Source organism: Bradyrhizobium sp. Bra78 (genome assembly GCF_024519855.1).
In the GTDB taxonomy this organism is placed as follows: domain Bacteria; phylum Pseudomonadota; class Alphaproteobacteria; order Rhizobiales; family Xanthobacteraceae; genus Bradyrhizobium; species Bradyrhizobium japonicum_G.
This window is the reverse complement of record NZ_JALJRE010000001.1, coordinates 532,596-559,042: the sequence shown is the minus strand read 5'-3', so window position 1 is coordinate 559,042 and position 26,447 is coordinate 532,596. Positions and strand designations below refer to the sequence as shown.

22 protein-coding genes are annotated in these 26,447 nt (G+C 65.0%); 14 read left to right on the top strand and 8 right to left on the bottom strand.

Features of this window, described 5'->3' with window-relative positions; translation table 11 throughout:
• Nucleotides 1–112: 112 nt before the first annotated feature.
• Nucleotides 113–1,609, top strand: coding sequence for a caspase domain-containing protein (locus tag OC450_RS02660; protein ID WP_262047111.1), 1,497 nt, complete (start codon nucleotides 113–115; stop codon nucleotides 1,607–1,609).
• A 134-nt stretch (nucleotides 1,610–1,743) separates the two neighbouring features.
• Nucleotides 1,744–3,468, top strand: coding sequence for a SulP family inorganic anion transporter (locus OC450_RS02655; RefSeq protein ID WP_211384555.1), 1,725 nt, complete (start codon nucleotides 1,744–1,746; stop codon nucleotides 3,466–3,468).
• A 147-nt stretch (nucleotides 3,469–3,615) separates the two neighbouring features.
• On the opposite strand, the gene OC450_RS02650 is transcribed toward OC450_RS02655, so the two are convergent.
• The 3 genes from OC450_RS02650 to OC450_RS02640 all read right to left on the bottom strand — a co-directional run bounded on the left by OC450_RS02650 (nucleotide 3,616) and on the right by OC450_RS02640 (nucleotide 6,938).
• Entirely contained in the window at nucleotides 3,616–3,978 is a 363-nt protein-coding gene (locus OC450_RS02650) for a hypothetical protein (RefSeq protein WP_211384807.1), read from the bottom strand.
• A gap of 122 nt (nucleotides 3,979–4,100) precedes the next feature.
• Nucleotides 4,101–5,414 (bottom strand): Spy/CpxP family protein refolding chaperone, encoded by a 1,314-nt coding sequence (locus OC450_RS02645; protein ID WP_211384554.1) that lies wholly within the window; start codon nucleotides 5,412–5,414, stop codon nucleotides 4,101–4,103.
• Nucleotides 5,415–5,513: 99 nt separating this feature from the next.
• On the bottom strand, nucleotides 5,514–6,938 hold the full coding sequence (locus OC450_RS02640) for an FAD-binding oxidoreductase (RefSeq protein WP_211384553.1): 1,425 nt from the start codon (nucleotides 6,936–6,938) through the stop codon (nucleotides 5,514–5,516).
• A gap of 86 nt (nucleotides 6,939–7,024) precedes the next feature.
• Here OC450_RS02640 and OC450_RS02635 point away from each other — a divergent pair, with 86 nt between their 5' ends.
• The gene (locus tag OC450_RS02635) at nucleotides 7,025–7,531 is read left to right on the top strand and encodes a thioesterase family protein (RefSeq protein ID WP_262047110.1); all 507 of its coding nucleotides are present in this window, start codon (nucleotides 7,025–7,027) and stop codon (nucleotides 7,529–7,531) included.
• Nucleotides 7,532–7,537: 6 nt separating this feature from the next.
• On the opposite strand, the gene OC450_RS02630 is transcribed toward OC450_RS02635, so the two are convergent.
• Nucleotides 7,538–7,711: a DUF1328 domain-containing protein gene (locus tag OC450_RS02630; RefSeq protein WP_211384551.1), complete on the bottom strand. Its 174-nt coding sequence runs from the start codon at nucleotides 7,709–7,711 to the stop codon at nucleotides 7,538–7,540.
• Between the two features lie 240 nt (nucleotides 7,712–7,951).
• On the opposite strand from OC450_RS02630, the gene OC450_RS02625 reads away from it, so the two are divergent.
• The 8 genes from OC450_RS02625 to OC450_RS02590 all read left to right on the top strand — a co-directional run bounded on the left by OC450_RS02625 (nucleotide 7,952) and on the right by OC450_RS02590 (nucleotide 15,978).
• Entirely contained in the window at nucleotides 7,952–10,558 is a 2,607-nt protein-coding gene (locus OC450_RS02625; RefSeq protein ID WP_262047109.1) for an ATP-dependent helicase, read from the top strand.
• A 91-nt stretch (nucleotides 10,559–10,649) separates the two neighbouring features.
• Nucleotides 10,650–11,066: a hypothetical protein gene (locus tag OC450_RS02620; RefSeq protein ID WP_211384549.1), complete on the top strand. Its 417-nt coding sequence runs from the start codon at nucleotides 10,650–10,652 to the stop codon at nucleotides 11,064–11,066.
• Entirely contained in the window at nucleotides 11,066–11,737 is a 672-nt protein-coding gene (locus tag OC450_RS02615; RefSeq protein WP_211384548.1) for an OmpA family protein, read from the top strand. The genes OC450_RS02620 and OC450_RS02615 overlap by 1 nt, the downstream gene beginning before the upstream one ends.
• A gap of 153 nt (nucleotides 11,738–11,890) precedes the next feature.
• The gene (locus OC450_RS02610) at nucleotides 11,891–12,427 is read left to right on the top strand and encodes a DUF962 domain-containing protein (protein WP_211384547.1); all 537 of its coding nucleotides are present in this window, start codon (nucleotides 11,891–11,893) and stop codon (nucleotides 12,425–12,427) included.
• Nucleotides 12,428–12,456: 29 nt separating this feature from the next.
• Nucleotides 12,457–13,488, top strand: a complete 1,032-nt coding sequence (locus tag OC450_RS02605; protein ID WP_211384546.1) for an NAD-dependent epimerase/dehydratase family protein — start codon at nucleotides 12,457–12,459, stop codon at nucleotides 13,486–13,488.
• Nucleotides 13,489–13,518: 30 nt separating this feature from the next.
• The gene (locus OC450_RS02600) at nucleotides 13,519–14,145 is read left to right on the top strand and encodes a methyltransferase family protein (RefSeq protein ID WP_211384545.1); all 627 of its coding nucleotides are present in this window, start codon (nucleotides 13,519–13,521) and stop codon (nucleotides 14,143–14,145) included.
• A gap of 92 nt (nucleotides 14,146–14,237) precedes the next feature.
• Nucleotides 14,238–14,447, top strand: a complete 210-nt coding sequence (locus OC450_RS02595) for a hypothetical protein (protein WP_256806058.1) — start codon at nucleotides 14,238–14,240, stop codon at nucleotides 14,445–14,447.
• 226 nt (nucleotides 14,448–14,673) lie between these two features.
• The gene (locus OC450_RS02590) at nucleotides 14,674–15,978 is read left to right on the top strand and encodes a PQQ-dependent sugar dehydrogenase (protein WP_262047108.1); all 1,305 of its coding nucleotides are present in this window, start codon (nucleotides 14,674–14,676) and stop codon (nucleotides 15,976–15,978) included.
• Between the two features lie 3 nt (nucleotides 15,979–15,981).
• Here the strand turns inward: OC450_RS02590 and OC450_RS02585 are convergent, their stop codons facing one another.
• Nucleotides 15,982–16,806 carry an aspartate dehydrogenase gene (locus OC450_RS02585; RefSeq protein WP_256806056.1) on the bottom strand — a complete coding sequence of 275 codons (825 nt, stop codon included), beginning with the start codon at nucleotides 16,804–16,806 and terminating at the stop codon, nucleotides 15,982–15,984.
• A 38-nt stretch (nucleotides 16,807–16,844) separates the two neighbouring features.
• Nucleotides 16,845–17,762 carry a LysR family transcriptional regulator gene (locus OC450_RS02580; protein ID WP_262047107.1) on the bottom strand — a complete coding sequence of 306 codons (918 nt, stop codon included), beginning with the start codon at nucleotides 17,760–17,762 and terminating at the stop codon, nucleotides 16,845–16,847.
• A gap of 132 nt (nucleotides 17,763–17,894) precedes the next feature.
• On the opposite strand from OC450_RS02580, the gene OC450_RS02575 reads away from it, so the two are divergent.
• Nucleotides 17,895–19,193, top strand: coding sequence for an MFS transporter (locus OC450_RS02575; RefSeq protein ID WP_211384540.1), 1,299 nt, complete (start codon nucleotides 17,895–17,897; stop codon nucleotides 19,191–19,193).
• Nucleotides 19,194–19,214: 21 nt separating this feature from the next.
• Nucleotides 19,215–20,288 carry a tartrate dehydrogenase gene (locus OC450_RS02570; protein WP_256806055.1) on the top strand — a complete coding sequence of 358 codons (1,074 nt, stop codon included), beginning with the start codon at nucleotides 19,215–19,217 and terminating at the stop codon, nucleotides 20,286–20,288.
• A 36-nt stretch (nucleotides 20,289–20,324) separates the two neighbouring features.
• Here the strand turns inward: OC450_RS02570 and OC450_RS02565 are convergent, their stop codons facing one another.
• Both OC450_RS02565 and OC450_RS02560 read right to left on the bottom strand, forming a co-directional pair.
• Nucleotides 20,325–21,131: a tetratricopeptide repeat protein gene (locus OC450_RS02565; RefSeq protein WP_249129163.1), complete on the bottom strand. Its 807-nt coding sequence runs from the start codon at nucleotides 21,129–21,131 to the stop codon at nucleotides 20,325–20,327.
• 60 nt (nucleotides 21,132–21,191) lie between these two features.
• Complete coding sequence (locus OC450_RS02560; protein WP_315986369.1) at nucleotides 21,192–21,809, bottom strand: FecR family protein; 618 nt, start codon at nucleotides 21,807–21,809, stop codon at nucleotides 21,192–21,194.
• A 502-nt stretch (nucleotides 21,810–22,311) separates the two neighbouring features.
• On the opposite strand from OC450_RS02560, the gene OC450_RS02555 reads away from it, so the two are divergent.
• On the top strand, nucleotides 22,312–26,400 hold the full coding sequence (locus OC450_RS02555; RefSeq protein ID WP_262047106.1) for a VCBS domain-containing protein: 4,089 nt from the start codon (nucleotides 22,312–22,314) through the stop codon (nucleotides 26,398–26,400).
• Nucleotides 26,401–26,447 lie beyond the last annotated feature (47 nt).

Sequence of the window (26,447 nt, the reverse complement as noted above, 5' to 3'; positions counted from 1 at the left end):
CCGCTGCCCCATTTTGCCGCAGCTTGCAGCGTGATCCAGTGCACAGACAGACGCGTGGCAGCGACCTAGAAAAGGTGACATCATCGCGCATATTGCCGGTGGAGGAGACACCATGCGCCGTCCAGTCCTTCGCAATTTGTTTCTCGCATCCGGTCTTCTTGCACTCACCCAATTGATGACGCCGACGGGGGCCGCGGCCGAAGCGCGGCTCGCGCTCGTGATCGGTCAATCCGCCTATCGCACCGTGCCGGAACTGCCCAATGCCGCCAACGACGCCAAGGGCATGACGGAACTGCTGGGCAATGCCGGCTTCACCGTCACCACGGCATCCAATCTGGCGCAGAACGACATGCGTCAGGCGATCTCGGATTTCGCCGGCAAGGTCAGCGCCAGCGGCGCCGACACCGTCGCGCTGGTGTTCTATGCCGGCCACGGCCTTCAGATCGACGGCGAGAATTATCTGGTGCCGGTCGATCTCGACCCCAAGCGCGAGGCCGACATTCCGCTGCAGGGCGTACGGCTGAACGATTTGCTCAACACGCTCGGCGCACTGCCGACGCGGGCCCGCATCTTCATGCTCGATGCCTGCCGCAACAATCCCTTCCCGGCGCTCAGCGGCGCCGGCCACGGGCTCGCGATCGTCGACACCAAGGCCGGCGCGCCCGGCTCCTTCATTTCCTATTCGACCTCGCCCGGCGCGGAGGCCGAGGACGGCAGCGGCATCGACAGCCCGTACACCACTGCGGCGCTGACCGTCGCCAAGCAGCCCAATCTGCCGATCGAGGAGGTCTTCAAGCGCATCCGCATCTCCGTGGCGCAATCGACCGACGGGCGGCAGATTCCCTGGGAGAGCTCGTCGCTGACGACCGACTTCAAGTTCTTCGGCGGCGAGAGCAGCAGCCAGCAGCCAGCGGTTCCCGGCGCGTCCTCCATGGCGCTGGCCGGCGGCACGCGCAGCGTCGCGGACTGGCGCAAGGATTTGCAGGGCAAGGAGCCGAAGGCCGCCTATGAGCTCGTGATCGCCGACGACACAGTCGAGGCGTATCAGGCCTATGTCGAGCTGTACGCGCAGGCGTCATTCACGCCGCGCCTGCGCACGATCCTGGAGCGCCGGCGCCAGATGCTGGCCTGGGAGCGGGCCACCTCGATCAACACCCGGGCCTCGTTCGAGGCTTATCTGGCGAACTGGGACAACAGCGACCTCGCCGCCACCGCGCGCAGGCTGCTGCTCCGGGTGCAGAACCGCAACTACGCCCTGCCTGCTGCGGTCGCGGCCGCTCCCGCTCCGGTCGCCGTCGCGCTGGCGCCGACCTGCCCGTGCTCGACACCGTCGATACCGGCAACGCCGGTCAACCCGGCGGTCGCCCCCGTCATCAAGAAGCGCGTCGACGCTACGCCGCCGAAGCGCAAGGTGGTCGAGACGCCGCCGAAGCCGCGCCGGCCGCCGCCCGATGACTTGGTTTACGAGCGCGCGCCGCCGCCCGGCCCGTCGCCCGAAGCCGTCGGCGTCGGCGTCGGAATTGGTGTCGGCATCGGTCTCGGCATGGGCATGGGTGGCCACGGCGGTGGCGGCTACGGACGCGGCGACAATTATCGCAGCCGGTACTGAGACCACAGCTCGCGTGACGCGGAGGACAATCCGTCCTCCGTCATTGCGATGCAGGGAAATTGCGTCTGCCGCTTCCCGATACGGAAATGCTGTAGTCTTGTCAGCGGACAGGAATTTCCGGGGATTTCTCATCGATGCCGCACGACGCTCACGCCAAGGGCTCAAAGGAGCATGCCTGGCCGCTGTTTCGCTCACTCGCGTCCTATTCCCTGCCCGGCGATCTCATGGCGGGGCTGACGCTGGCGGCGATCGCCATCCCCGAGCAGATGGCCACGGCGCGGCTCGGCGGCTTCGCGCCGCAGCTCGGCTTCTTCGCCTTCATGGCGGGCTCGCTCGGATTTGCGTTGCTCGGCGGCAATCGCTTCCTGTCCTGCGGCGCCGATTCCACGATCACGCCGATCTTCGCCGGCGGGCTTGCCGCACTGGCCGCTGCCGGCTCGCCCGAATATCAGGGGCTTGCGATCGCGCTGGCGCTGATGGTCGGCGCAATGATGCTGGCCGGCGGCGCCTTCCGCCTCGGCGGCATCGCCAATCTCTTGTCGGTGCCGGTGATGGTCGGCTTCCTCGCCGGCATCTCGGTCCACATCATCGTCTCGCAACTGCCGGGCGTGCTCGGGCTGGAATCGCCGAGCGGGCCGACGCTCGATCGCATTGGCGTGCTCGCCACCGAGCTCGGCCGGGTCAATCCCTTCACCTTGTGCATCGGCTTCGGCGTGCTGGCCGTGGTCTTCGTTTCCGAGAAGGTCAGCGCAAAAATTCCCGGCGCGCTGATCGGGCTCGTCGCCGCGACGCTGGCCACGATCGCACTCGGCCTCGAGACCAAGGGCGTGAGCGTCGTCGGCACGGTGCCGGGCACACTGCCACGGCCGACATTCCCCATGCTTGCACCGGAGCAATGGGTGCGTCTCGTGCCGCTCGCCTTCGTGATCACCATCGTGGTGATGGTGCAGACCGCGGCGACGACGCGGTCGTTCCCGTCCGATCCCGACAAGCCGGCCGATGTCGACCGCGATTTCCTCGGCGCGGGCGCCGGCAGCGTGCTGGCCGGCCTGTTCGGCGCGTTTCCGGTCAACGCCAGCCCGCCGCGGACGGGCATCGTCGCGGAGACCGGCGGACAGTCGCAGCTTGCGGGCCTTGCGGCGGCTGCCATCGTGCTGGCGCTGCTCGCATTCGGCACGGGACTGTTGCAGCACGTTCCGGACGCCGCGCTCGGCGGCATTTTGCTGTTCGTCGCGCTGCGCATCATCCGCGTCAAGCAGATCGTCACGGTCTACAAGCAGTCCTTCAGCGAATTCCTGCTGATCGCCGCCACCGCAGCGCTGATCATCGTGCTGCCGATCCAGCAGGGCGCGTTCCTCGGCATCGTGCTGTCGCTGCTGCACGGCATCTGGAGCACGACGCGCGCGCGGCTGGTCGAGTTCGAGCGCGTGCCGGGCACCACGATCTGGTGGCCCGCGCATCCGCACATCACCGGCGAGCGCATCGCCGGCGTCGCGGTGATCGGACTGCAGGCGCCGCTCTCGTTCCTCAATGCGCCAGGCTTCCGCAGCGACGTGGGCAAGGTGCTCGGCGCGGCGACGCCGCAGCTGCTGGTGCTGGAGGCCAGCGGCATGGTCGAGATCGACTTCACCGCCGCGCAGATCCTGCTCGACGTGTTCAGGGCGTGTAGCGAACAGGGCGTCACGGTCGCGCTGGCCCGGCTGGAATCGGTGCGCGCGCAGGAGGCATTCGAGCGATTCAGATTGTACGACGTGCTGCCGAAGGAGCACGTCTTCCACAGCGTGGACGAGGCCGTGCGCAAGCTGGCGAAACAGGAATGGCAGTTGGGTCACGCAGGCGGAGCCGCGAACTCGCTGTAACCTCTCCCGCTTGCGGGAGAGGTCGGCGCGGAGCGCCGGGTGAGGGCTCTCTCCTCCTGGGGATTGTCCCGCTGCGGAGATATCCTCTCCCCAACCCTCTCCCGCAAGCGGGAGAGGAAGCGCCTTCAATGCGGCAACGGTCAGCCATCACTCCGCCAGCGTCGGGTGATCCCGCTGGATCGTCTCGCGGATCCAGCTGGCATGGATCGCGCGAAACAGGATCTGCGCGGTCTTGAGGTCGTCGGCCTTCATGCAGAGTTTGACGATGCGATGGACCGCATCATCGCGCATCAATCCATCCGAGATCTTCATCGCGATTTCCATCGCGACCTTGGCCGCGCGCTCGTAACGCCCGCTCTCCCGCTTGTCGTTGCGCGCGGAACCTGCCGCGCTCGTGGCCGCGGCCTCACAAATGGCGCGGATACGCTCGGCGGCCTCGATGTCGCCGAGCGGCCCTTCGATCGTCTCGTCCCAGATGTCCGCCGGCTTCCGCTTCGCGAACCACTTCATCGCCCCACCACCCGCGGTCTTCCAGCCGCCGTATTGCCGCTCTTCAGGCTCGCTGAGCATAGAGAGGCCTATCGAAATGGGCGAGGCGATTCTTCCGCGACACTCCCTGACTCGGGACGCATTCACGACGTCCGGCGTGGTCCGATGGCCTCGAACTGGGCCTTCTGCTCGTCATTCAGCGTGCCGTAGAAGTCCTCCAGCGCTGCGCGAACCGACTTGACGCCGTCGAGCATGATGTCGAGCCGCTTGCGGACCGCGGCCATTCGCGCCGGCGGCGTCATCACGTCGCTGGGCTGGCAGGCCGCCTTGAGCGATGCGCTGACCCTGGCGCTGGTATCCTGGAGCACCTGTAGCGTAGCGCGCTGAGTGTCGTTGGGATGAAGCCGCGCCTCGATGTCGGTGCTGGGCCAATCGAGCGCGGCAGGCGCCCCGCAATTCTGGACCAGCGATCCCTCGGTGTTGTTGGAAGCTGTCGCGCGACGCTGGTCCTGGGCCAGCGCATTGAAGCGCGCCTTCTGCTCGTCCGAGAGCAAGCCGTAGAAATTATCCAGGGCGGGCTGAACGAGATCGACAGCTTTCTCCATCGCCTCGATGCGCTGCTGCATCGCCGCCAGCCGACCGGGCGCCGTCGCCGCAACTTGCGCCGGGCAGGACGCACGGATCATGCCCGCCGCCTGGATCGAGGCGTTGCCGAGCTCGTCGAGGCTTGCGCCTTGCGCCTCGCTCGGCTGCACCGTAGCGGCGATCTGGTCGATCGGCAGACCGACGATTTCGCGGCGGTCGCTGCCGCAAAGCTGATCCAGCGCAACGCCGCGCGCTTGCCGCCGGCCCTGCGGCCGCTGCGGCAGATAGGCCGAAAGACCGTCGTAGCCATAGGGCCCGAAGATGCCGGCGTAGATGTCCGGATAGCCGTAGCCCCAGAAGCCGAGACCATCGCCCCAGATCGTGTAGTCGTAGAGATCGTTATACGCGAACGGCCAGAACAGCGGTCCGACCCAGCCATAACCGCCGCCCGCATGTTGCCACCATCCGCTGCTGGCACCATGCCAGCCGGCCAGTGCCGCCGCCGCTGCGATCTGGGCTCGCGCCGCCGGATTGCCGATCAGACGGCTGTTGCGGAAGGCGCTGGAATGCGCGTTGAGAGCGTTGCGGAAATTCGCGGGGCGAACGGCCGCATTGCGGATCTGACCGAAGTTCGGACCACCATGTCGCGCTCCCGTCGCGAAATGCGGCCCGCCATGATGGCCGCCGCCATGCGCGTGTCCGAAGCCATTACCGCCAAAATGGCCGCCGCCGTGGTGGCCGCCACCATGCCCGCCACCACCACGACCGCCTCCGTGCCCACCGCCATGGCCACCGCCGCCCTTGCCCAGGGCCGTGCCCGCCAAAATGCAGGCAAACGCCATCGCGGCAATTCCAATGACCGGTCGCAACATCGCATCCTCCCGCAGAGCCGCGCCATTGAGGCATCGGAAGCTGACGGAATTGGAACCGGTCTCGCGGCCGAAAGTTCCGCGAACGCGACGCAGCAGGCGCTACGCCTCCGGCACGATCTTGCCGGGGTTGAAGATGTTGAGCGGATCGAGCGCCTTTTTCAGCGCGCGCATCGCGTCGATCGCCTCGGGGCCGAGCTCCGCCTTGAGGTATTTCTGCTTGCCCTGGCCGATGCCGTGCTCGCCGGTGCAGGTGCCGTCCATCGCCTGCGCGCGCTCGACCAGGCGATGCATGAACTCTTCGCCGCGCGCCATCTCGTCGGCGTCGTTGGTGTCGCAGACCAGCGAGCAGTGGAAATTGCCGTCGCCGACATGGCCGACGATCGGCGACAACAAATTGAGGCGCTTCAGATCCTCCTCGGTCTCGCCGACGCATTCGGCAAGGCGCGAGATCGGCACGCAGACGTCGGTCGCGACCACGCCGATGCTGTCGCCGGGCCGCAGCGCCTTCACCGACCAATAGGCATCGTGCCGCGCCTGCCAAAGTTTTGTTCGATCCTCCGGCTTGGTGGTCCAGGAGAAATCGCCGCCGCCGCAGTCCTTGGCGATCTCGCCGAAGGCCTTGGACTGCTCGGCGACCTCGATCTCGCTGCCGTGGAATTCCATCAAGAGCAGCGGCGTCTCCGGCAGCGTCAGCTTCGAATAGGCGTTGCAGGCCTTGACCTGCGCGGCGTTGAGCAGCTCGATGCGCGCCACGGGAATGCCGGTCTGGATCGCCAGGATCACGGCCTGACACGCCCCATGCACGGTCTCGAACGACACCGCGCCGGCCGCGATCGTGTCGGGGATGCCGCGCAGCCGAATGGTCAATTCCGAGATGATCCCGAGCGTACCCTCGGCACCGACGAACAGATGCGTCAGGTCGTAGCCCGCGGAGGATTTTTTCGCGCGGGTGCCGGTCGTGATGATCTCGCCGTCGCCGCGTACCACCTTCAGCGCCAGCACGCTGTCGCGCATGGTGCCGTAGCGCACCGCATTGGTGCCGGAGGCGCGGGTCGAGGCCATGCCGCCGAGCGAGGCGTCCGCGCCGGGATCGATCGGGAAGAACAGGCCCTGGTCGCGCAGATGCTCGTTCAGCGCCTTGCGGGTGACGCCGGGCTGGATCACGCAGTCGAGGTCCTCGGCATGCACCGCGAGGACCTTGTTCATGTCGCGCAGGTCGATCGAGATGCCACCGGCGGGCGCGTTGACCTGGCCTTCCAGCGAGGTGCCGGTGCCGAAGGCGATGACAGGCACACGGTTTTTGGCGCAGATCCGCACCACGTCCTGGATGTCGGCGGTCTCCTGCGCCATCACCACGCCGTCCGGCGGCTGATTGACGATCCATGTCGTGGTGTGGCCGTGCTGCTCGCGCACGGCCTGCGAGGTGATGAGGCGGTTGCCGAACCGTGCGGCAAGCTGCTCCAGCGCGCTTGCGAGGGCTTTCGGCTCCGGCCGCGGCGGATTATTGGTGATGGTCGTACCCACGGACATTCCTCCCGACAGAAGAACCGTGGCAAAGGACATCTAACCGGTCAAGTCAAGCGACCGAACGCATAGCCCGGGAAGGAAACATGCCCGACACCGCCGCCACAGCCCCCAACGCGGAGCCGTTCCGGACCTCGATCATGCAGATCGAGCCGCAATGGATCGACTATAACGGCCATCTCAACATGGCCTATTACAACGTGATGTTCGACCGTGCGATCGACGAGTTCTGGCTCGAGCTCGGGATCGGTCCTGCTTACAAGAAGGAGCGCCACGGCTCGACCTTCACTGCCGAATGCCATGTGCGCTATCTGCGCGAGATCCACCTCGGCGATCCCGTGCAGATCCTGGTCTGGCTGCTGGAGGCCGACGACAAGCGGCTGCACACGTTCGAGGAGATGAGGCATGCCACCGAAGGCTGGCTGTCGGCCACCTCGGAGAACATGTCGCTGCATATGGACATGAACGCGCGGCGCGTTGCACCGTTTCCACCCGACATCCAGCAGCGTATCGCCGGGGTCGCCAAGGCCCACAGCGCCCTGCCGCGGCCCGAGGGCATCGGCCGAAACGTGGCGATGCCCTCGAAGCGGTAAGCGCCGCTAGACCCTGGTGCGGCCGCGGGCCAATCCGACCACGGCCGAGACCAGGAACAGGACAACCGCGATGAAGAAGATGATCTTGGCGATCTCGATCGATGCGCCGGCGAGGCCGCCAAAGCCCAGAATACCCGCGATCAGTGCGATAATCAGAAACGTCACAACCCAGCTCAGCATGGTCAAAACCTCTGTTTCAATGACTGTCCGCGAACGGCGCGACTGACGCGCCTCACTTGCCCAAACAATCTCCAACTCGGAACATTGGTTCCGGCCCGCTGCCGCCGGAAATTCGCCTGCCCGCAGGAACAAAATCGCCCCGCCGCGCACGTGGAAAACCTCTTCCCGGCGCCCCATATAGGCACCAATCCCTGTTATGAAGGCTCCCTTCCGCAACCCCGCGGTGCCATCGTGGGGCCAATGATTCGCATGACCGAGCCGAGCAAGATCACCAGCGTCCCCGACCACCAGCCCGCAGCCGGCGGCATTGCCGCGCGTGCGCGCGCCTCGGTGGGCCCGAAATACCTGTCCGGGCTCAATCCCGAGCAGCGCGACGCCGTGGAGACCTTGGACGGTCCGGTCCTGGTGCTGGCCGGCGCCGGCACCGGCAAGACCCGCGTGCTGACCACGCGTATCGCCCACATCCTGAGCCAGGGCCGCGCCCGCCCCGCCGAGATCCTGTCGGTGACATTCACCAACAAGGCCGCGCGCGAGATGAAGCACCGGCTCGGCCAGATGCTCGGCCACGCCGTCGAAGGCATGCCGTGGCTCGGCACCTTCCACTCCATCGGCGGGCGCATCCTGCGCACCCATGCCGAGCTGGCGCAGCTCAAGTCGAACTTCACCGTGCTCGATGTCGACGATCAGGTGCGGCTGCTCAAGCAGCTGCTGCAGGCCGACAACATCGACGACAAGCGCTGGCCGGCGCGCATGCTGGCCGGGCTGATCGACGGCTGGAAGAACCGCGGCCTGACGCCGTCGCAGGTGCCGCCAGGCGAAGCCGCCGTCTTCGCCAACGGCAAGGGCGGCAAGCTCTATGCGAGCTACCAGGAGCGACTGAAGATCTTGAACGCCGCCGATTTCGGCGACCTGCTGCTCGAAGACATCCGCATCTTCCGCGAGCACCCGGATATTATGCGGCAGTACCAGCAGCGCTTCAAATTCATCCTAGTCGACGAGTACCAGGACACCAACGTCGCGCAATATCTGTGGCTAAGGCTGCTGTCGCAGGCGCCGACGTCCAACCCGTCATTGCCGGGATTGACCCGGCCATCCATCGATTCTTCGCGAGATGGATCACCGGGTCTCGACGCTTCGCGCCGGCCCGGTGATGACGAGAGCGATGATGCGGCGCCGCCCCCCGTTACTGAAAAAGCCCACGTCAAGAACATCTGCTGCGTCGGCGACGACGACCAGTCGATCTATGGCTGGCGCGGCGCCGAGGTCGACAACATCCTGCGCTTCGACCACGATTTCCCCGGCGCCAAGGTTATCCGCCTCGAGCGCAATTACCGCTCGACCGGCCACATCCTCGCCGCCGCCTCGCACCTGATCGCCCATAACGAAGGCCGGCTCGGCAAGACGCTGCGCACCGAGGACCAGGACGGCGAAAAGGTCACGGTGACGGGCTCGTGGGATTCGGAAGAGGAAGCGCGCGGCATCGGCGAGGAGATCGAGCAGATCCAGCGTCAGGGCGAGAAGCTCAACGAGATCGCGATCCTGGTGCGCGCCTCGTACCAGATGCGCGAATTCGAAGACCGCTTCGTCACGCTCGGCCTGCCCTATCGCGTCATCGGCGGCCCGCGCTTCTACGAGCGCGCCGAAATCCGCGACGCGCTGGCTTATCTGCGCGTGATCAACTCGCCCGCCGACGATCTCGCCTTTGAGCGCATCGTCAACGTCCCCAAGCGCGGCCTTGGCGATGCCACCGTGCAGATGCTGCACGACCACGCCCGCAAGCGCCGGATTCCCTTGTTTGAGGCCGCGCGCGCGGTGGTCGAGACCGACGAGCTGAAGCCGAAGGCGCGCGGGTCCCTGCGCGACGTCGTCGCCCAGTTCGACCGCTGGCGCGCCCAGCGCGAGGTCACCGCGCATACCGATCTTGCCCAGATCGTGCTCGACGAGAGCGGCTATACCGAGATGTGGCAGAAGGACCGTTCGGCGGACGCCGCGGGCCGGCTTGAGAACCTCAAGGAACTGGTGCGCTCGATGGAGGAGTTCGAGAACCTGCAAGGGTTCCTCGAGCACATCTCGCTGGTGATGGACCGCGACAGCGGGGCCGATGAGGACGCGGTGTCGCTGATGACTCTGCATTCGGCCAAGGGCCTCGAATTCGACAACGTGTTCCTGCCGGGCTGGGAGGAAGGCCTGTTCCCGAGCCAGCGTACGCTGGACGAGCAGGGCCGCGCCGGCCTGGAAGAAGAGCGCCGGCTCGGCCATGTCGGCCTGACCCGCGCCCGCCGCCGGGCAAAAATCTACTTCGCGACCAACCGCCGGATCCATGGCACCTGGTCGACCACGATCCCGTCGCGCTTCCTCGACGAATTGCCGGCGGCCAATGTCGAGATCACGGAATCCAAGGGCGGCTCGGCCTGGGGCGGCACCGGCGGCTACGGCGCCTCCCGCTTCGACGACATGGAGGCTTTCGGGTCGACCTATTCGACGCCCGGCTGGCAGCGCGCCCAGGCAAACCGGGAAGGCAACCGCAACCGGGGCCAGGCGAATGGACAGGGCCGCAATGGCGGCGGTAGCGGCGGCTTCGAGGAACAGGCATCGTCGTTCTCGTCCGCGTCATCCTCGCCCGATTTCGGCAGCTTCTCCCCGCGCCGCCGCGGCCCCATGACGATCGAGGGCGAGCTGGTCGCCAAATCCACCGGCACGACCTCGGAATTCTCGCTCTCCGACCGCGTCTTCCACCAGAAATTCGGCTACGGCCGCATCACCAGGATCGACGGCAACAAGCTCACCATCGCCTTCGACAAGGCCGGCGAGAAGAAGGTCGTGGACAGCTTCGTGCAGCGGGCGTGAGGCACTGCCCTGTTGCGGCAGCGTTACGGCGCCATCTTTCTTCCCTCCCCGCCCCTTGACCATCGCGAACTTCCCCGTATCAGATGCGCCCATGGTCCGGGGCTCCGTCACATCGATCGTGCTGGCATTGGTTATGCCGTCGCTTGCGGCGGCGGAGACCATGAGCTTTGGCGATTCGCTCGGGCTCCTGGCCAAGAGCTGCGGCGCGGAAATCGTCGCCAATTGCCGCGGCGTCAATCCGGACTCGACCCGGCTGAAGGAATGCCTGTCGCGCAACCGCGACGTGCTGTCCCAGCAGTGCCAGAGCGACTATCTCGGTGCCTTCGACGCGATCCAGAAGCGCGTTGCCGCCCGCGTCACCGTGGCGAACGTCTGCCAGCGCGAGATCGTCAAGGTCTGCGGCGGCTCGACCAAGGAAACCAGCAAATCGGTCCCCTGCCTGGTCTCGACGCCCAAGGGTATCAGCAACAACTGCCTGAAGGCCGTCGACGACGCGGGGTACCGCTGATGCGCGCGAACAGGCTGTCGACCGCCGGACTCTGCATCACGCTCGGCCTCGCCTTGCTCGCGGACGCGGCAGCTGCGCAAACGGCGCCGCCGACCCGCGACGACATCGTCGGCAAGCTCAACCATTTCGAACAGGCCGCCGAGGTCGACATCCCCGCGCTGAAGCAGCAGGTGATGGAGCGGGCCAAGGCCAGGATCAAGAACGACCCGGGTCCGGTGAACCGGCCGCTGATCGCGCCAGACCTCGCCAGCCTGCCGACCTTCACCGCGCAGATCCAGTTCGACGCCGACACGCCGATCATCCAGCCGACGTCCTACCAGACCGTCGGCCGCATTGCCGACGCGCTGGTTCACGCCTCCCTGCTGCCCTACACCTTCCTGATCGTCGGCCACGTCGAATCCAATGCGAAGACGCGCGAGGCCAACGCGATCCTGAGCCAGCGCCGGGCGGACGCGATCCGCGACGTGCTGGTGAACACGTTTAAGATCTCGACCAAGCGGCTGCACCCAATCGGCCTCGGCGAGGAGCAGTTTATCGACCGCGCCAAGCCGACTTCGGCCGTCAACGGCCAGTTGCAGATTCTGACCTACGCCAAGCTGCCGGATGACGCGCCAGCGCGTCCGGTTGCGACACCTGTGCCTGCGACGAAAAAGCCCGCCAAGAAGCGCTGATCATACGTGCCCGGCGCCTGACGGAACCCTTTGAAGTCCCGATCGTTTGTGACCTGTCCCACGGCGCGACAGAACGGTTTTGCGCGACAATAGTGCCGGTTTGTGCACCGCCCTATCAGGTGCTATAGGCTTTTTTCGACCTTCCCCGACCCCATGCTGCACGAGACCGAGATGGCCAGTTATTTTCAACGTCAACTGGCCGACTACGTCGAATATCATCGCGATCCCTGGAACTGCGCGATGCACGTGGTCGGCATCCTCCTGCTCTTCACCGGCGCCGTGCTGCCGCTGACCTTCGTGCATTTCCCGATCTTCGGGATCGAGGTGAGTCTGGCCGTGATTCTGGCCCTGCCGGTGCTGGTTTACTGGCTGATGCTGGACGCCGGGATCGGGCTTGGCATCCTCGCCGCGATGATCGTGCTGCTTTCGGTCGCAACCGCGATCGGAAATCAGGTCTCGATCGTCATGATGTGGTCGATTTTTGCGGTGCTGATCGGATTTGGCGTCGCAGCGCAGGTCGTCGGCCACAAGGTTTTCGAGGAGCGGCAGCCGTCGATGGTCGACCACCCCACGCATTTCCTGCTTGGACCGATGTTTGTCATGGCAAAATTATTCATTGCATTGGGCTTCCGTCGCGACCTTGCCGCGATTCTGGCGCCTCTTCCCACCAATTCCCTTTCAACCCGATAGTCCTCGAAGCGAAACAGCAAACCTTCTGCATGGCTCTCGTACTGGTTACCGGTGGCAGTGGCTTCATCGGACATCATCTCGTCGAAGCGCTCCGCGCCCGTGGGCATCGGGTGCGTGTTCTCGATGTCCGTGCGCCGGACGCGGCGCATGCCGACGTTGAATATGCCCATGGCTCGGTGCTGGACAGCACCGCGGTCGATGCCGCGCTGGCCGGCGTCGATCAGGTCTATCACCTCGCCGGCCTGCCCGGCATGTGGGTCGCCGACAAGCAGGCCTTTCATGACGTCAATTGCCGCGGTACCGAAATCGTGCTCGCGGCCGCGATGCAGCGCGGCGTGTCGCGCTTCTTGCACTGCTCGACGGAATCGATCCTGTTCCGCTATTCCGACCTGGGCGGTGTTCCCGCCGAAGAGGCGCTGCAGCGGGCCGATGCGATGCCGGGCGCCTATACGCGGTCGAAGTCGCTGGCCGAGCATTGCGCCGCGAAGGCCGCGGCTGCAGGCTTCCCGCTGGTGATCGGCACGCCGACCATGCCGATCGGCGCCGCCGACCACAACCTGACGCCGCCGACCGCGATGCTGTGGTACTTCCTGCAGAAGAAGGTGCAGCCGCACCTCAACTTCCCGGTCAACCTCGTCGACGTCCGCGACGTTGCCATGGGCCTCGTGCTGACGATGGAACGCGGCCGCATCGGCCAGCGCTACATCCTCGGCGGCGACTGCGTCCCGCTCGGCAACATCCTGCGGATGATGTCGGCGATGAGCGGGCGCCGGCAGTTTCCGGTCGTCGTGCCCGGCAAAATCGCCGAGCTCTCCGCGATCATGCTCGAATACGTCTCCGACCACATCACGCGCCGGCCGCCCAACGGCACCGCCGAGGGCGTGCGCATTGCGCTCGCCGCGAGCGACCTCTCGATCGGCAAGGCGCGCACCGAGCTCGGCTATTCGCCGCGCCCGATCGAGCCCGTGTTGCGCGAAACCATCACCCATCTTCTCGCCCGCGGCGTCGCGCCCGCTTCCGGCGCCATCGAGCATCACGCGCTCTCCTCGCGCGCCAGCTGAGCTGCCGCCCAACCCAAAGAACCTTTCCGCATGTCCTTCGATTTCAGCAAGCTTCTCTCTGTCGCCTGGGGTGGCTGGACCACGACCTGGCCGACCGAACTGCTGGCTCTGATCTGGCTCGCCTTTCTCGCCAGCTGGGTGGGCGCCTCGTTCTGGCAGGGCCGGACCAAGAAGCAGGTCATGACGCTGGAGTCGCAGCGCTATAGCCTGCCGATCCTGGTCGGCGGCATCCTGTACACGCCGTGGGTTGCGGAGCTCCTGGGCTGGAAGCCGCTCTGGGTGCTCGGCGACAGCGGCATCTATGTCGCCGCGATGCTCTCGATCGCCGGCATCGCCTTCGCCTGGTGGGGCCGGCTGCATCTCGGAAAGTTCTGGTCCAACACCATCACCCACAAAGAAGACCACCGCGTCATCGACACCGGCCCCTACGGCATCGTGCGTCACCCGATCTACACTGGGTTGATCTTCGGCATGCTCGTCACCGGGATCGCGATCGGCATGGTCACGACGATCCTGGGCGCGATCCTGATCTCGCTCGGCATGTGGCAGAAGGGCCGGATGGAAGAAGTGTTCCTGTCCAAGGAGCTCGGCGAGGACGCCTACGGCGCCTATTGCCGCCGCGTGCCGATGATCATCCCGTTCCTGTCGCCGCGCTGAGGGCAGGTACGCCCGAAACATTCAGCCAGGAACCACCTTTTCCCAAGCCCGTTAACTTCTCGACACCTGCACAGACCGCAGAGCATCGAGCCATGTCCGACGCCTATGACTATTTTCGCGAGCACGCGATTGCCGCCGTGCGCAAGGCGAGAGCGCTGCCGCCCGGGCGGCCGAAGCTGAAGCAGCGCACGGTCGCGCGCGTCTATCACCTGCTCTCCAAGGAAGCTGCGCTTGCGCCGAATGTCCATCACCTCGAGGATTTTCGGACGGCGCGACGGCTGGAACGGCAAGTACAGCAATGAATCCCCGCCCCTATGCAAATTCGGCCGGCAGCCATTCCACGGGAATAGACCTCTGCTGAGTTCCGCCACGGTTGACCTTTTTACCGCGACCAAGTTGGATGCGCGCGCAACGAGGCACGACGACATCCATCGTGGATCTGAGGAGGTCGACGATCAGGCCTGAGCCCGCGCGGGGCCTGGTGCGATCCGGCGTCGGACAGTGCCGCAGGTTCGACAGGGGCTTCTCATGAATTTTTCCAGCATTTTTGCGCAGTTCGTCGCGCTCCTCGGCGGCATCGCGCTGCAATGGCGGAAGCTGACGGGGACCCAGCCCGCGCCCGCCTGGGGCCACGCGCCCGCCATTCCCGAAGCCAAACCGCAAGGCGCTATCCCGACCCTGAAGATGCCGACCGCGCGCGGCTGGAGCGAAGGGCAGAAGCCGACGGCAGCCGCCGGGCTCAAGGTCAACGCTTTCGCAACCGGCCTCGACCATCCGCGCTGGATCGAGGTGCTGCCCAATGGCGACGTGCTGATCGCGGAAGCGACGCAGATCGCAGGCGCCCCGCGATCCGTGTTTCACTACGCGATGCAGGCGACGATGCGGCGCGCCGCCGCGCTCGGCGTTTCCGCCAACCGCATCACGCTGCTCCGCGACAAGGACGGTGACGGCGTCGCCGAATTTCGCGGCGCCTTCATGGAAAACCTCAGCCAGCCGTTCGGCATGGCGCTGGTCGGCGACACCTTCTATGTCGGCAACACCGACGGCGTGATGGCCTTTCCTTACGTCGCGAATGCCGACAGCATCACCGCGCCAGGCAAGCGGCTCACCACCTTCAAGCCTAGCGGGCACTGGACGCGCAGCCTGCTCGCAAGCCCCGACGGCAAGAAGCTCTATGCGGGCGTCGGCTCACTCAGCAACATTGCCGAGATGGGCATGGAGGTCGAGGAAGGCCGCGCCGCGGTCTATGAGCTCGATCTCCTCGCCGGCACGCATCGCATCTTCGGTGCCGGCCTGCGCAACCCGGTCGGCCTTGCCTGGGAGCCGAACACGAACGTGCTCTGGACCGTCGTCAACGAGCGCGACGGCCTCGGCGACGAGACGCCGCCGGATTATCTCACCTCAGTGCGCGACGGCGGCTTCTACGGCTGGCCCTATTGCTACTGGGGCAAGACGGTGGACGACCGCGTGCCGCAGGATCCGGCGATGGTCGCCAAGGCGCTCGCGCCGGACTACGCGCTCGGCGGCCACACCGCCTCGCTCGGCCTGTGCTGGATGCCCGCGGGCACGCTGCCGGGCTTCCCCGACGGCATGGCGATCGGCCAGCACGGCTCGTGGAATCGCAGCACGCTGTCCGGCTACAAACTGGTGTTCATCCCGTTCGCGAACGGCAAACCCTCCGGCCCGGCGCGCGACATCCTGTCGGGCTTCCTCGCGCCGGACGAGAAGGAATCCTACGGCCGCCCGGTTGGCGTCGTGATCGGTCCCGACAAGAAGTCGCTGCTGATGGCCGACGACGTCGGCAACGTGATCTGGCGCGTCACAGGCGCGTAAAGGTTACGTCCCGACGCACAGCGTGGCGCGCTGCTTGCGCAGCAGCGCGACCACTGAGAGGGCCGTGATCAATCCCGTCTTGGGATTCTCCGACGGGATGTTCTCGATGGACATCGAGAAGCGCGCCGAATCGGCCTCGACCTCGACGCGATGAACGTTGCGCGTCACGCCTGGGTCGGCCCAGATCTGCACCATTGTGCGGTCGGGCCCGACACCGGCGAGCGACAGCGCGACCGCGACGTTGAGATTGGCGGGAAAACCCTTTGCGGCCTCGCGCGCCGTGCCCTCGAACAGCTTGAGCGGCTCGCGCAGCTTGTCGATGTCGATGTTGTTCTCGACGATGAACGGCGCGCCCTTCAAGCCATCGATCGGCTTGCGCGTCACCATCCTCACCGAATGAATGGCGCCAATCGCGGCGGCATTGACGGCATCGAGCCCGATCAGCGCGCCCGTCGGCACGATGATGCGGCCGCCATTGGCGCGGGCGAGATCGACCAGATCGAAATTGTCGAGCAGCCCGCCGACGCTGACGACGACCGCGGCCTTGCCGCACTTCACCGCAGGCTCGACGATCGCGCGCAACTGGCTGCTCGGCGCGCATTCGACCACGATGTCGGCGGCCTCGCCGAGCCGGTCGATCGGCAGCACCTGCGGCAGGCGGCGCAGGCCACCCAGAAAGGCTTGATGCTTGGCGGGATCGCGCACGGCGACGGCGGACAATGTCAGCCCCTCGATGCCCTGATCGAGCGCGGTCGCGATCCTGGTGCCGATCGAGCCCAGCCCTGCAATGGCCACCCGCAACTCGTTCGAAGCTTTCTGACGGCTCATCACATCACACCTTCTGTCCACGCCAACGTCATAGCTCCTCACGCCTCCCGCGCATAGCTGCGCAGGCGTGTCTCGAGCACCGACAGCATTGCATCGCGGGCCGGATCGCGCGAGCCGCGCATCCAAGCGGCGGCAAGAGGCAGTCGGCCGACGGGACCGCTCTGCTTCGGCCGCAGCGGCACGAAGCGCACGCCCGTCACTGCCATCCGCGTGGTCCAGCGCGGCACGATCGCGACCCCGAGCCTGGTTGCCACCAGATGGATGATGGTTTGCTTCTCGTCGGCGACCTGCACGATGCGCGGAGTGAGGCCCGCCTGCTCGAACAGCTTGATGGTGAGGTCGTGGCTATGCGGCCGCGAGCGGCGGTCCGGCACCAGCATCGCTTCGTCGGCGATCTCGGCCAGCGTGACCGACTTCTTCCCGGCCAGCGCGTGGCGCTGCGGGAATGCCACGATGGCAGTCTCCTGGATAAGGTCGCGGAACTCGAGCCGCTTGTCCGGCTGCACCGGCGGGCGCACGAAGGCAAGATCAAGCGCGCCGGTCAGGATCTTCGGCAGCAGCCGGACAGTCTTGTCCTCCAGAAGCTGCACCGCGATGTCAGGATGCTTGTCGCGGAAATCACGCAGCAGCGGCGGCAGCAATCCCGCCGCCGCGCTGTCGATGGCACCGACCCGCAGCCGCCGCGCGGCCCCCGCACGCGAACGGTTGCGCAGATTATTCTCGACCGCCTCGACCCGCGCGAGGATGGCGCGAGCATCGCGCAAGAGCGTTGCGCCGTCTTCCGTCAGCGACACCGCACGCGTCGTCCGCGCGAACAGCCGCGTGCCCAGATCCTGTTCCAGCAGCCTGATCTGGCGCCCGAGCGCGGAGGGCAGCATCTGGAGCTGCTGCGCCGCGCGGCCGAAATGCAGCTGTTCGGCCGCCGCCACGAAGCATCGAAGCTGATGCAATTCCATCGCGTACCCTCTCGTCTCGCCCGGCGAGGATTATATCATTTTTTTGTATAAACCAGCGCCAATTGAGCGAACCTCCCGCTCACGCCTAGGCTCACTGCGGCATAACGACAAACCGGATTCAGGGAGGCCAGGGTGGCGAGCGAGATTCAGACGCGCGTACTGCGCAAGATCACCTTGCGCATCGTTCCTTTCATCATGCTGCTCTACTTCGTGGCCTTCATCGACCGCGTCAATATCGGCTTTGCCTCGCTGACGATGAACAAGGACATCGGCCTGTCGCCCACGGTCTACGGCTTCGGTGCCGGCATCTTCTTCTGGGGCTATTTCCTGTTCGAGGTGCCCTCCAACATCATCCTGCACAAGATCGGCGCGCGGATCTGGATCGCACGGGTGATGATTACATGGGGCTTGGTCTCGGCCGCGATGGCCTTCGTGCAGGGACCGACCAGCTTCTACGTGCTGCGTTTCCTGCTCGGCGTCGCCGAAGCCGGCTTCTTTCCCGGCATCATCCTCTATCTCTCCTACTGGTTTCCGGCGCGCCAGCGAGCCGCGGTCACCGCGCTGTTCATGGCGGCCGCGCCGCTCTCGACCGTGCTGGGCTCGCCGGTTTCCGGCGCGCTGCTGGAGATGGACGGAATGCTCGGCCTCAAGGGCTGGCAATGGCTGTTCGTGCTGGAAGCGCTGCCGGCCGTGCTGCTCGGCTTCGTCGTGCTGGGCTTCCTGACCGATCGCCCGGAGAAGGCGAAATGGCTCGCGGAGGACGAGCGGCGCTGGCTGGTCGAGACGATGAATCTGGAGACCACCAGCAAGGCCGCGACCGCGAGCCACAGCATCTGGCGCGGGCTTGCCGATCCACGCGTGCTGGCGCTGGCGCTGATCTATTTCGGCACCTCGGCGGGGCTCTATACGCTCGGCGTCTGGGCCCCGCAGATCATCAAGCAGTTCGGCCTGTCCTCGCTTCAGGTCGGCTTCCTCAACGCGTTGCCGGCAACCGCCGCGGTCGTTGCCATGATCCTGTGGGCGCGGCATTCGGACCGCACCGGCGAGCGCACCTGGCATGTCGTGTGGGCCTGCCTGATTGCCGCAGCCGGGCTCGCCTATGCCGGCCTTGCGACCGGCGTCGTCGCCGTGCTGGTCGCGCTTGCCCTCGTCAATATCGGCATTTCCTCCGCAAAGCCGCCGCTGTGGAGCATGCCGACGCTGTTCCTGTCCGGTCCCGCGGCAGCGGCCGGCATCGCCACCATCAACTCGATCGGTAATCTCGGCGGCTTCGTCGGTCCCGCCATGATCGGCTGGATCAAGGACCGGACCGGCAGTTTTGTCGGCGGGCTTTACTTCGTCGCCGGCCTGCTCGTTCTCTCCGCGGCCGTCACCCTGCTATTGTCGCGCGCACAGCCCGTACCCGTCGAACCCGTCCCGCAATCTCACTGATCTCTCAAACGGAGCATTCTCATGCGCACACATTCGATCGCAGCCATTCCCGCCGACGGGATCGGCCCTGAGGTAATCTCGGCCGGTGTCCGGGTGCTGGAGGCGCTGGCGCAGCGCAGCGGCGACCTCGCGTTCACCATCAAGACGTTCGACTGGGGCTCGGACTATTACAAGAAGCACGGCGTGATGATGCCGGCCGATGGTCTCGCCGAGCTCAAGAAATTCGACGCGATCTATTTCGGCGCGGTCGGCGCGCCCGACGTGCCCGATCACATCACGCTGTGGGGGCTGCGGCTGCCGATCTGCCAGGGTTTTGACCAATATGCCAATGTGCGGCCGACCAAGATTTTGCCGGGTGTCGCCTCGCCGCTGCGCAATGTCGGCGTCGGCGACCTCGACTGGGTGATCGTGCGCGAGAATTCGGAAGGCGAATATGCCGGCATGGGCGGCCGCGCCCACAGGGGCCTGCCCGAGGAGGTCGGCACCGAGGTCGCGGTGTTCACCCGTGTCGGCGTGACGCGGATCATGCGCTACGCGTTCAAGCTCGCGCAGTCGCGTCCGCGCAAGTTCCTGACCGTGGTGACGAAGTCGAACGCGCAGCGCCACGGCATGGTGATGTGGGACGAGATCGCCGCCGAAGTCGCCGCCGAATTCCCCGACGTCGCCTGGGACAAGATGCTGGTCGACGCCATGACCGTGCGCATGACGCTGCATCCGAAGAGCCTCGACACCATCGTTGCGACCAATCTGCACGCCGACATCCTCTCCGATCTCGCCGGCGCGCTGGCGGGCAGCCTCGGCGTCGCGCCCACCGGCAACATCGATCCGCAGCGCCGCTTCCCCTCGATGTTCGAGCCGATCCACGGCTCGGCCTTCGACATCACCGGCAAGGGCATCGCCAATCCGGTCGCGACGTTCTGGACCGGCGCGCAGATGCTGGAGCATCTCGGCGAGAAGGACGCGGCCATGCGGCTGATGGCCGCAGTCGAGCGGGTCTGCGCGGCGGGCGTGCTGACGCCCGATGTCGGCGGCAAGGCGACGACGAAGGAAGTGACGGACGCCGTGATCGACGCGATCCACGGGTCGAACGTCTAGCAGGCCAGCGCCAATTTCGGTGGGCCAATCCTGACGTCACTGCACGCCGTAGCGGGCGAACTCGTCGGCGACTTTGACGTCGATGAGCTTTGCTGCCGAGACGTCGCGATCGCCGCCGGCATTGTCGCCCTGCCTGAGCCTGGCAAGTCCTCGTCCATAGAGCGCGCTTGCCAGGTTTGGTGCCAGGCGCAACGCAAAACTGTAGTCGTCGATCGCCGCGGCGAGCTGGCCCATCTTCAGATGGATCAGCGCGCGTGAATCGTATGTCGCAGCATCGTTCGACCCCGACTGGATCGCTCTGTCGCAATCGTCGAGCCCGGCCTGCAGATCGCCAATGACCGCTCGGGTCCAGCAGCGTCCGCTTCTTGCCCACGCCAAATTCGGATCGAGCCGGATGGCCTCGTCGAAATCCAGCGCGGCCCGATCATACCGGTTCAGCTTCAAGTGGGCTTCCGCGCGATTGGCGAAGGCGCTGCCATAAGCCGGGTTGAGCCTGATTGCCTCGTCGAAGGACTTGACCGCGTCCTCATATGCTCCCTTCCTCAAATAGGCGACGCCGCGATTATTCACCGGCTTGACATAGCCTGAGGCGAGCTCGATCGCTCGATCGAAATCGCTGATCGCACGGTCGTACTCCGCCGCTGCGGCATGGGCGTTGCCACGATTGTTGTAAGCCACAGCCAGCGCCTCCGGCTTGGCATCAGCCGAATTGATGAGCGCCGTACAGCCGGCGATCCGGGCTTGGGCCGGAATACGGTCTGTACCGTTGCACTGCTCAATGCTCTTGAGGTTACTATTTTTCTGCGGCTGCTGCGCGGCCGCCGGCAAACCGAGCGACAGCATCACGAGAATAGGCGCGACGCGGTCGATGATGGCGGCCCTGATAGTCATTTCCGTGTCGCTTCAGCATCCCCTGCAAATGTTCAGCCTTGGACCGCTCCCCCGGTCGGGCATTGCAGCAGTGACGCGCTTCTTCATCAACTTGCTCTTGCCCTCTTCGATGAGAGTCGAAAACCTGACCGCGCCGTCGTCCGAAACTTCGATGCGCGGGGTGGTGCCTCGGATTCCCATCGTTGCGACGGGCGTATCGACCTTCATATCGCCGGTCTTCGCGACCTGGCCGGCGACAAATGTCGCCGTTCCTCTGGCCAGATTGAAAAACGTTGCGTTGGACTTGCCGTCCGGCTCATACACGTATTCATCCAAGGTCATACGCGCGTTGCTCGACAGATTGAACGACGAGCCATCGCTGAAATTGATGCTGACCCGGCTGTCCGCTCCGGTTCGCACCACGTCGCGAAGATACACGACATCGCCAGCCCTCGTTTCAGCAGCCGGATCGCCAAGCTTCGCCTGGACCAAGACCGCACCTGCGTGCTCGATCGAAACCGAACCTGTAACGGCTACGACCTTGCCGATGGGTCTTGGCACGACGTCCTCAAGGCCGCGTGTCACGGGATTGACTTGAGCCTGCGCTTGCACCGCAAGAACACTTGCGGATGCCCAAATGAGGCCAGTCACGAATACTGCAATCGTATGTCTGCACATGACCCGCCCTTTCCGAGAAGATCTTGTTTGCGTGCCGCCTGAGGGGAGCTGTATGAGCCCCCGGCCAAGCTCGCAATTCGTGCATCGTCAATATCTGCAACCTGGATCGGTCCTTACGGACCTGACTTCCAGACAAAGCATCTCTTCGTATCTCTTCGTTAGTCGATCTTAGGCCCAAGCCGTTTGCGTGACCAGCGAAAGAGAGCTAGATTTCGCGCCTCTCGACCGTCAACTTCTTGAGAGCGCAAATTGCTGTCGCGGAGAGGCATCTCCGCTGAACCTGCTATCATCCTGGCCAGACCTATAGAGTCTGGCTAGACCTATAGAGTTCAGTTTTTTAACAAACGTCTTCGGCGTGCAGGCCTGGGGTTGCTAACGCCAAAAATTGCGCATTTCGCCTTTGGCGTAGCAAAACCGACAAGAAGACCGCGGCACCGCGCCGAGCCCGAGTTATTCGGCACGCGAGGCCACGACCATGTCAGTTGCTTTTGGCGTTGGACCCCAGAATGGGGTCGTTGCGGCTTTGCCTCTCCAGATCGTCGGCATCGTCCAAAGGGCATTCGGTTGCGTCACCCTCATACGCCACGGCGGCGCGACGATTCAGGTCAGCATTGGCGACCTTGTCTGCCGCGGTGACATAATCGAAACTGCTGCGGATGCACAGATCGGAATTCGGCTTCTCGACGACACGGTCTTCGACATCTCCGGCCAAGCTCGCATGGAGTTGCGCGAATTCGCCTCCGCTTCCGACGTCACTTCGGGTTCGACCGTCGTTGCGGTCAGCAGCGGGAGCTTTGCTTTTGCCGCCGGCCGACTGGCAAACAGCGGTACTCTGACAGTCGACACGCCGGTCGGGAGCGTTCGTGGCCGGTCATATGCGACGGGCTTCGGCATCCTGACGCTTGCGGCGTTGACATTCTCCATGATGGAGGACGCACAGGCCGCAGACCCGGACGCCACGTTTCTGGACGATGACACGATCACCTACAAAGACCTTCAGCACGGCACATTCGAACTCATCACCAAGGAGCCGGTGCCGCGACATATCATCGTCGACGATCCGGGCGAGACTTTCGTCCTGCACAAGACCGGCTCCTCGGTCAGCGTAAACCAGGTCGCCAACAGTGCCGCTCGCATGGAGGAATTGCAGGCGGCTCAGCAGGACGTGCTCGCCAATCTCACGCGAGGTCCGACAGGATCGAGCACGCCACCCTTCGCCGGCTCGCTTTCGCCGCAGCACATCAATTTCACGTCGGAAAACACGACTGCGCCGCCAAACCTGCTTCCGATGGTGGCGCCGTTCAACATCCCCTTGATCGAGCGCCCGCTGCCGACACTGAACGTGCCGGCCGGCCCAACCGAAATCGATACGTTCAAATTCGACGACCAATTCACCGCGACAAGCGGGATCTTCACCGCTAGTAGCCTGTTCAATGCCGTGTTGACCTACGGTCTCGCCGGCGGGACGGGCGGCACCACGGTGCTGGATGGAGCCACATTCGATCTTTCGCAGACCGGTCCGTATGGCACGCTCTATCTCAATAGCACATCCGGCGCCTACACGTTTGTTCCGAACAGCGATGCAATCAATGCCCTGTCGTCGCCGACGACCACGAGCTTCGTCGTCACCGTATCGGACGGCGGGCTCTCGACGAGCCAAACCTTCATAGTCACCATCAAAGGCGTCAACGACACGGCCATTATCTCGGGCAACGCCGGCGGCACGGTGGTAGAGGCGGGCGGCGTCGCCAACGCGGTGCCGGGCATGCCGACAGCAACCGGCACGCTTACTGACACGGATGTCGACAATCCGCCCAACACCTTCACGGCGGTCAGTTCGCCGACCAGGAGCGCGGGTGGCTACGGCACTTTCACGATGACAGCCGGCGGCGTGTGGACCTACACGCTCGACGATGGCAACAGCACGGTACAGGCCCTGAATGTCGGCGACACCCTGACCGACACCCTGACCGTGACCAGCATCGACGGAACACCCCAGATCGTCACGATCACCATTCAGGGCAGCAACGACGCCGCCGTCGTCTCCGGGGCCGCGACCGGTTCAGTCGTCGAGGCGAGCGGCACTTCGCCCGGCACGCCGATCGCGACGGGCACGCTCGCCGCCGCGGATGTCGACAGCCCGGCCAACGCGTTCGTGGCGGTCAACGCGCCGACTGCAAGCGCACAAAGCTATGGCAGCTTCACCATCACCACGGCCGGCGTGTGGAGCTACACGCTCGACAATACCAACGTCGCGGTGCAGGCGCTCAACAACGGCGACACGCTGACAGACAGTTTCACCGTAACCACGGCCGACGGCACGGCGCAGACGGTGACGATCACCGTCAACGGCAGCAATGATGCTGCGGTGATTTCCGGAACGGCGACCGGCTCTGTGATCGAGGCCGGAGTTTTCGCCAATGGTACGCCTGGTACGCAGACTGCGACCGGCACGTTGAGCGACGCCGATCCCGACAACACCTCCAACAGCTTCACCGCGGTAAGCACGCCCAAGCCGAGCGCGGGCGGCTTCGGCACCTTCACGATGACGGCGCTGGGCACGTGGGTCTACACGCTCGACAACAGCAACGCCACGGTGCAGGCGCTCAATGCCGGCGATACCCTGATCGACCAATTCACCGTGACGACCGTCGACGGCACGCCGCAAGTGGTGACGATTACGATCAACGGCGCCAACGACGCCGCCATCATTTCCGGGATGACGACGGGCTCGGTGCTCGAAGCAGGCGGCGTCACTCCCGGCACACCTGTCACGACCGGCACGCTCACCGATACCGACGTCGACAACTCCGCCAACACTTTCACGGCCGTGACCTCGCCTACTGCAAGCGACGGCGGCTACGGCACTTTTACAATGACCGCGTCCGGGCTGTGGACTTATACGCTGGACAACAACAACAGCGTGGTGGACGCGCTCGACGTCGGCGATACGCTCACCGATCATTTCACGGTGACGAGCATCGACGGCACCACGCAAGAGATCACGATCGCCATCCACGGCGCCAGCGACGCCGATCCCAATGACTTCGACAATCTGGCAACGGGAGCCACCGTCGTATCCGATCCCCCGTTCGTCTACGGCACCCCCGCGGGCGAGACCATCGCCGGTGGCGGCAGCATTTCCCAGATCGTCTATGGAGGCGCCGGCGACGACACTCTCAATGGCACCGGCGTGAACGATACCATCTTTGGCGGATCGGGCGACGATACGATCAAGGGCAATAACGGCGATGACGTCCTCTACGGTGGCTCCGGACACGACGATATAGACGGCAGCAACGGGAACGACACCATCATCGGCGGGCTCGGCGCGGACCAGCTCACGGGCAGCAACGGCGATGATGTCTTCGCTTATCTGTCGGTGGCGGATTCAAGAGCCGGCCGTTTCGATACGATTACCGATTTCATATCGGGAACCGACAAGATCGATTTGACGGCGATCGGCGCGCTCGGATTCGTGATCCTGGCATTGAGCTCGACGAGTACGTCCGTGCCGCCGCACACCATCGCCTGGATTTACGACAGCTCAGCCAATGAAACCATCGTGTACGTCAATCCGACGGATCAAACCCTCCAGATCGGCGATTCCAGCCTGCTGGAAGTTCATCTCCAGGGCGTCGCGACCATCGATTCGGCGGACTTCATCGTGGATCAAACCGCGGCACCGGCCTTGGCGGTGAACGACACCCTCGATCCGGCCGCCGCCGCGCAAGGCGACGCGGCGGTCATGACATTCAGCACCTCCGACGCCTCGACCGAAGCGAAGAGCAGTAGCGGCTCTGTATCGTTGGACGGAAGCTCGACCGCAATCGATGTGAGCTTTCTCTTCGATTTTGACCGGGATCAAAGCGGGGGGAGCAAGGAGATCACCTCTTCCGCCCCGGACGAGGTTCCGACACAACCCGGCACCTCGGAGCCGGCAATCCATTCGCTATCGATGGACCACTTCAAATTTGTCTTCGAACCATCCTGGACCGACGACAGCATCCATCCGAAGGGAATTAGCGCAACCGGCATGCTGGAGCAAAATCATGCCGTCGCTTTCAGTGCGCTGGATGCGCTCCCTGCCATCGACCAGCATCCCGGTGACGGCAAGGCTGCGGAGGCTCATAGCAGAGCGAACCTTGCCGACGCCGGCAATACGCCTGATGTCGCCTCCCAGAAAGGCCTCGTGAACGGCGGCACCGCTCATTCGATTCCATCGCAGGCAAGCGAACACAGTCATGCTTCGATGGCGGCGCCCGACAGGCCCAATGACCAACTTCATTCCGCGGCAGGCGGCACAGGCGGCCCACACGGAAACGCGCAGGCACATCCGTCGGGACTGGGCGATTCCTTCAACTTCCTGAATCCGGCGATCGAGAGGTCGAGCATCGCATTTGTGGACGATCTCCCAGCGCCGCTCGATCATCATGAAGGCGCGGCACATGCCGGCGGACATGGTAGCGCCGCGACAGCGGGCGAGGTTCCGCATCTGGACGATAGCACTCACGTCGTGGGCGGCTTAGCCGGGTCTCATGTGCCGCACGATCTCCTCGTGTGACCTCGATCTGCTGAAAATGCGCATGCCGAGCATGTATCGCGGAATGT

What these genes read in the sequence shown, in the direction of transcription:
- OC450_RS02625 (WP_262047109.1), top strand. Translation starts at nt 7,952, where the DNA reads ATGATTCGCATGACCGAGCCGAGCAAGATCACCAGCGTCCCCGACCAC.
- OC450_RS02655 (WP_211384555.1), top strand. Translation starts at nt 1,744, where the DNA reads ATGCCGCACGACGCTCACGCCAAGGGCTCAAAGGAGCATGCCTGGCCG.
- OC450_RS02610 (WP_211384547.1), top strand. Translation starts at nt 11,891, where the DNA reads ATGCTGCACGAGACCGAGATGGCCAGTTATTTTCAACGTCAACTGGCC.
- OC450_RS02590 (WP_262047108.1), top strand. Translation starts at nt 14,674, where the DNA reads ATGAATTTTTCCAGCATTTTTGCGCAGTTCGTCGCGCTCCTCGGCGGC.
- OC450_RS02580 (WP_262047107.1), bottom strand. Translation starts at nt 17,762, where the DNA reads ATGGAATTGCATCAGCTTCGATGCTTCGTGGCGGCGGCCGAACAGCTG.
- OC450_RS02585 (WP_256806056.1), bottom strand. Translation starts at nt 16,806, where the DNA reads ATGAGCCGTCAGAAAGCTTCGAACGAGTTGCGGGTGGCCATTGCAGGG.
- OC450_RS02595 (WP_256806058.1), top strand. Translation starts at nt 14,238, where the DNA reads ATGTCCGACGCCTATGACTATTTTCGCGAGCACGCGATTGCCGCCGTG.
- OC450_RS02570 (WP_256806055.1), top strand. Translation starts at nt 19,215, where the DNA reads ATGCGCACACATTCGATCGCAGCCATTCCCGCCGACGGGATCGGCCCT.
- OC450_RS02605 (WP_211384546.1), top strand. Translation starts at nt 12,457, where the DNA reads ATGGCTCTCGTACTGGTTACCGGTGGCAGTGGCTTCATCGGACATCAT.
- OC450_RS02565 (WP_249129163.1), bottom strand. Translation starts at nt 21,131, where the DNA reads ATGCTGTCGCTCGGTTTGCCGGCGGCCGCGCAGCAGCCGCAGAAAAAT.
- OC450_RS02645 (WP_211384554.1), bottom strand. Translation starts at nt 5,414, where the DNA reads ATGTTGCGACCGGTCATTGGAATTGCCGCGATGGCGTTTGCCTGCATT.
- OC450_RS02615 (WP_211384548.1), top strand. Translation starts at nt 11,066, where the DNA reads ATGCGCGCGAACAGGCTGTCGACCGCCGGACTCTGCATCACGCTCGGC.
- OC450_RS02650 (WP_211384807.1), bottom strand. Translation starts at nt 3,978, where the DNA reads ATGAAGTGGTTCGCGAAGCGGAAGCCGGCGGACATCTGGGACGAGACG.
- OC450_RS02630 (WP_211384551.1), bottom strand. Translation starts at nt 7,711, where the DNA reads ATGCTGAGCTGGGTTGTGACGTTTCTGATTATCGCACTGATCGCGGGT.
- OC450_RS02600 (WP_211384545.1), top strand. Translation starts at nt 13,519, where the DNA reads ATGTCCTTCGATTTCAGCAAGCTTCTCTCTGTCGCCTGGGGTGGCTGG.
- OC450_RS02635 (WP_262047110.1), top strand. Translation starts at nt 7,025, where the DNA reads ATGCCCGACACCGCCGCCACAGCCCCCAACGCGGAGCCGTTCCGGACC.
- OC450_RS02620 (WP_211384549.1), top strand. Translation starts at nt 10,650, where the DNA reads ATGGTCCGGGGCTCCGTCACATCGATCGTGCTGGCATTGGTTATGCCG.
- OC450_RS02660 (WP_262047111.1), top strand. Translation starts at nt 113, where the DNA reads ATGCGCCGTCCAGTCCTTCGCAATTTGTTTCTCGCATCCGGTCTTCTT.
- OC450_RS02555 (WP_262047106.1), top strand. Translation starts at nt 22,312, where the DNA reads ATGTCAGTTGCTTTTGGCGTTGGACCCCAGAATGGGGTCGTTGCGGCT.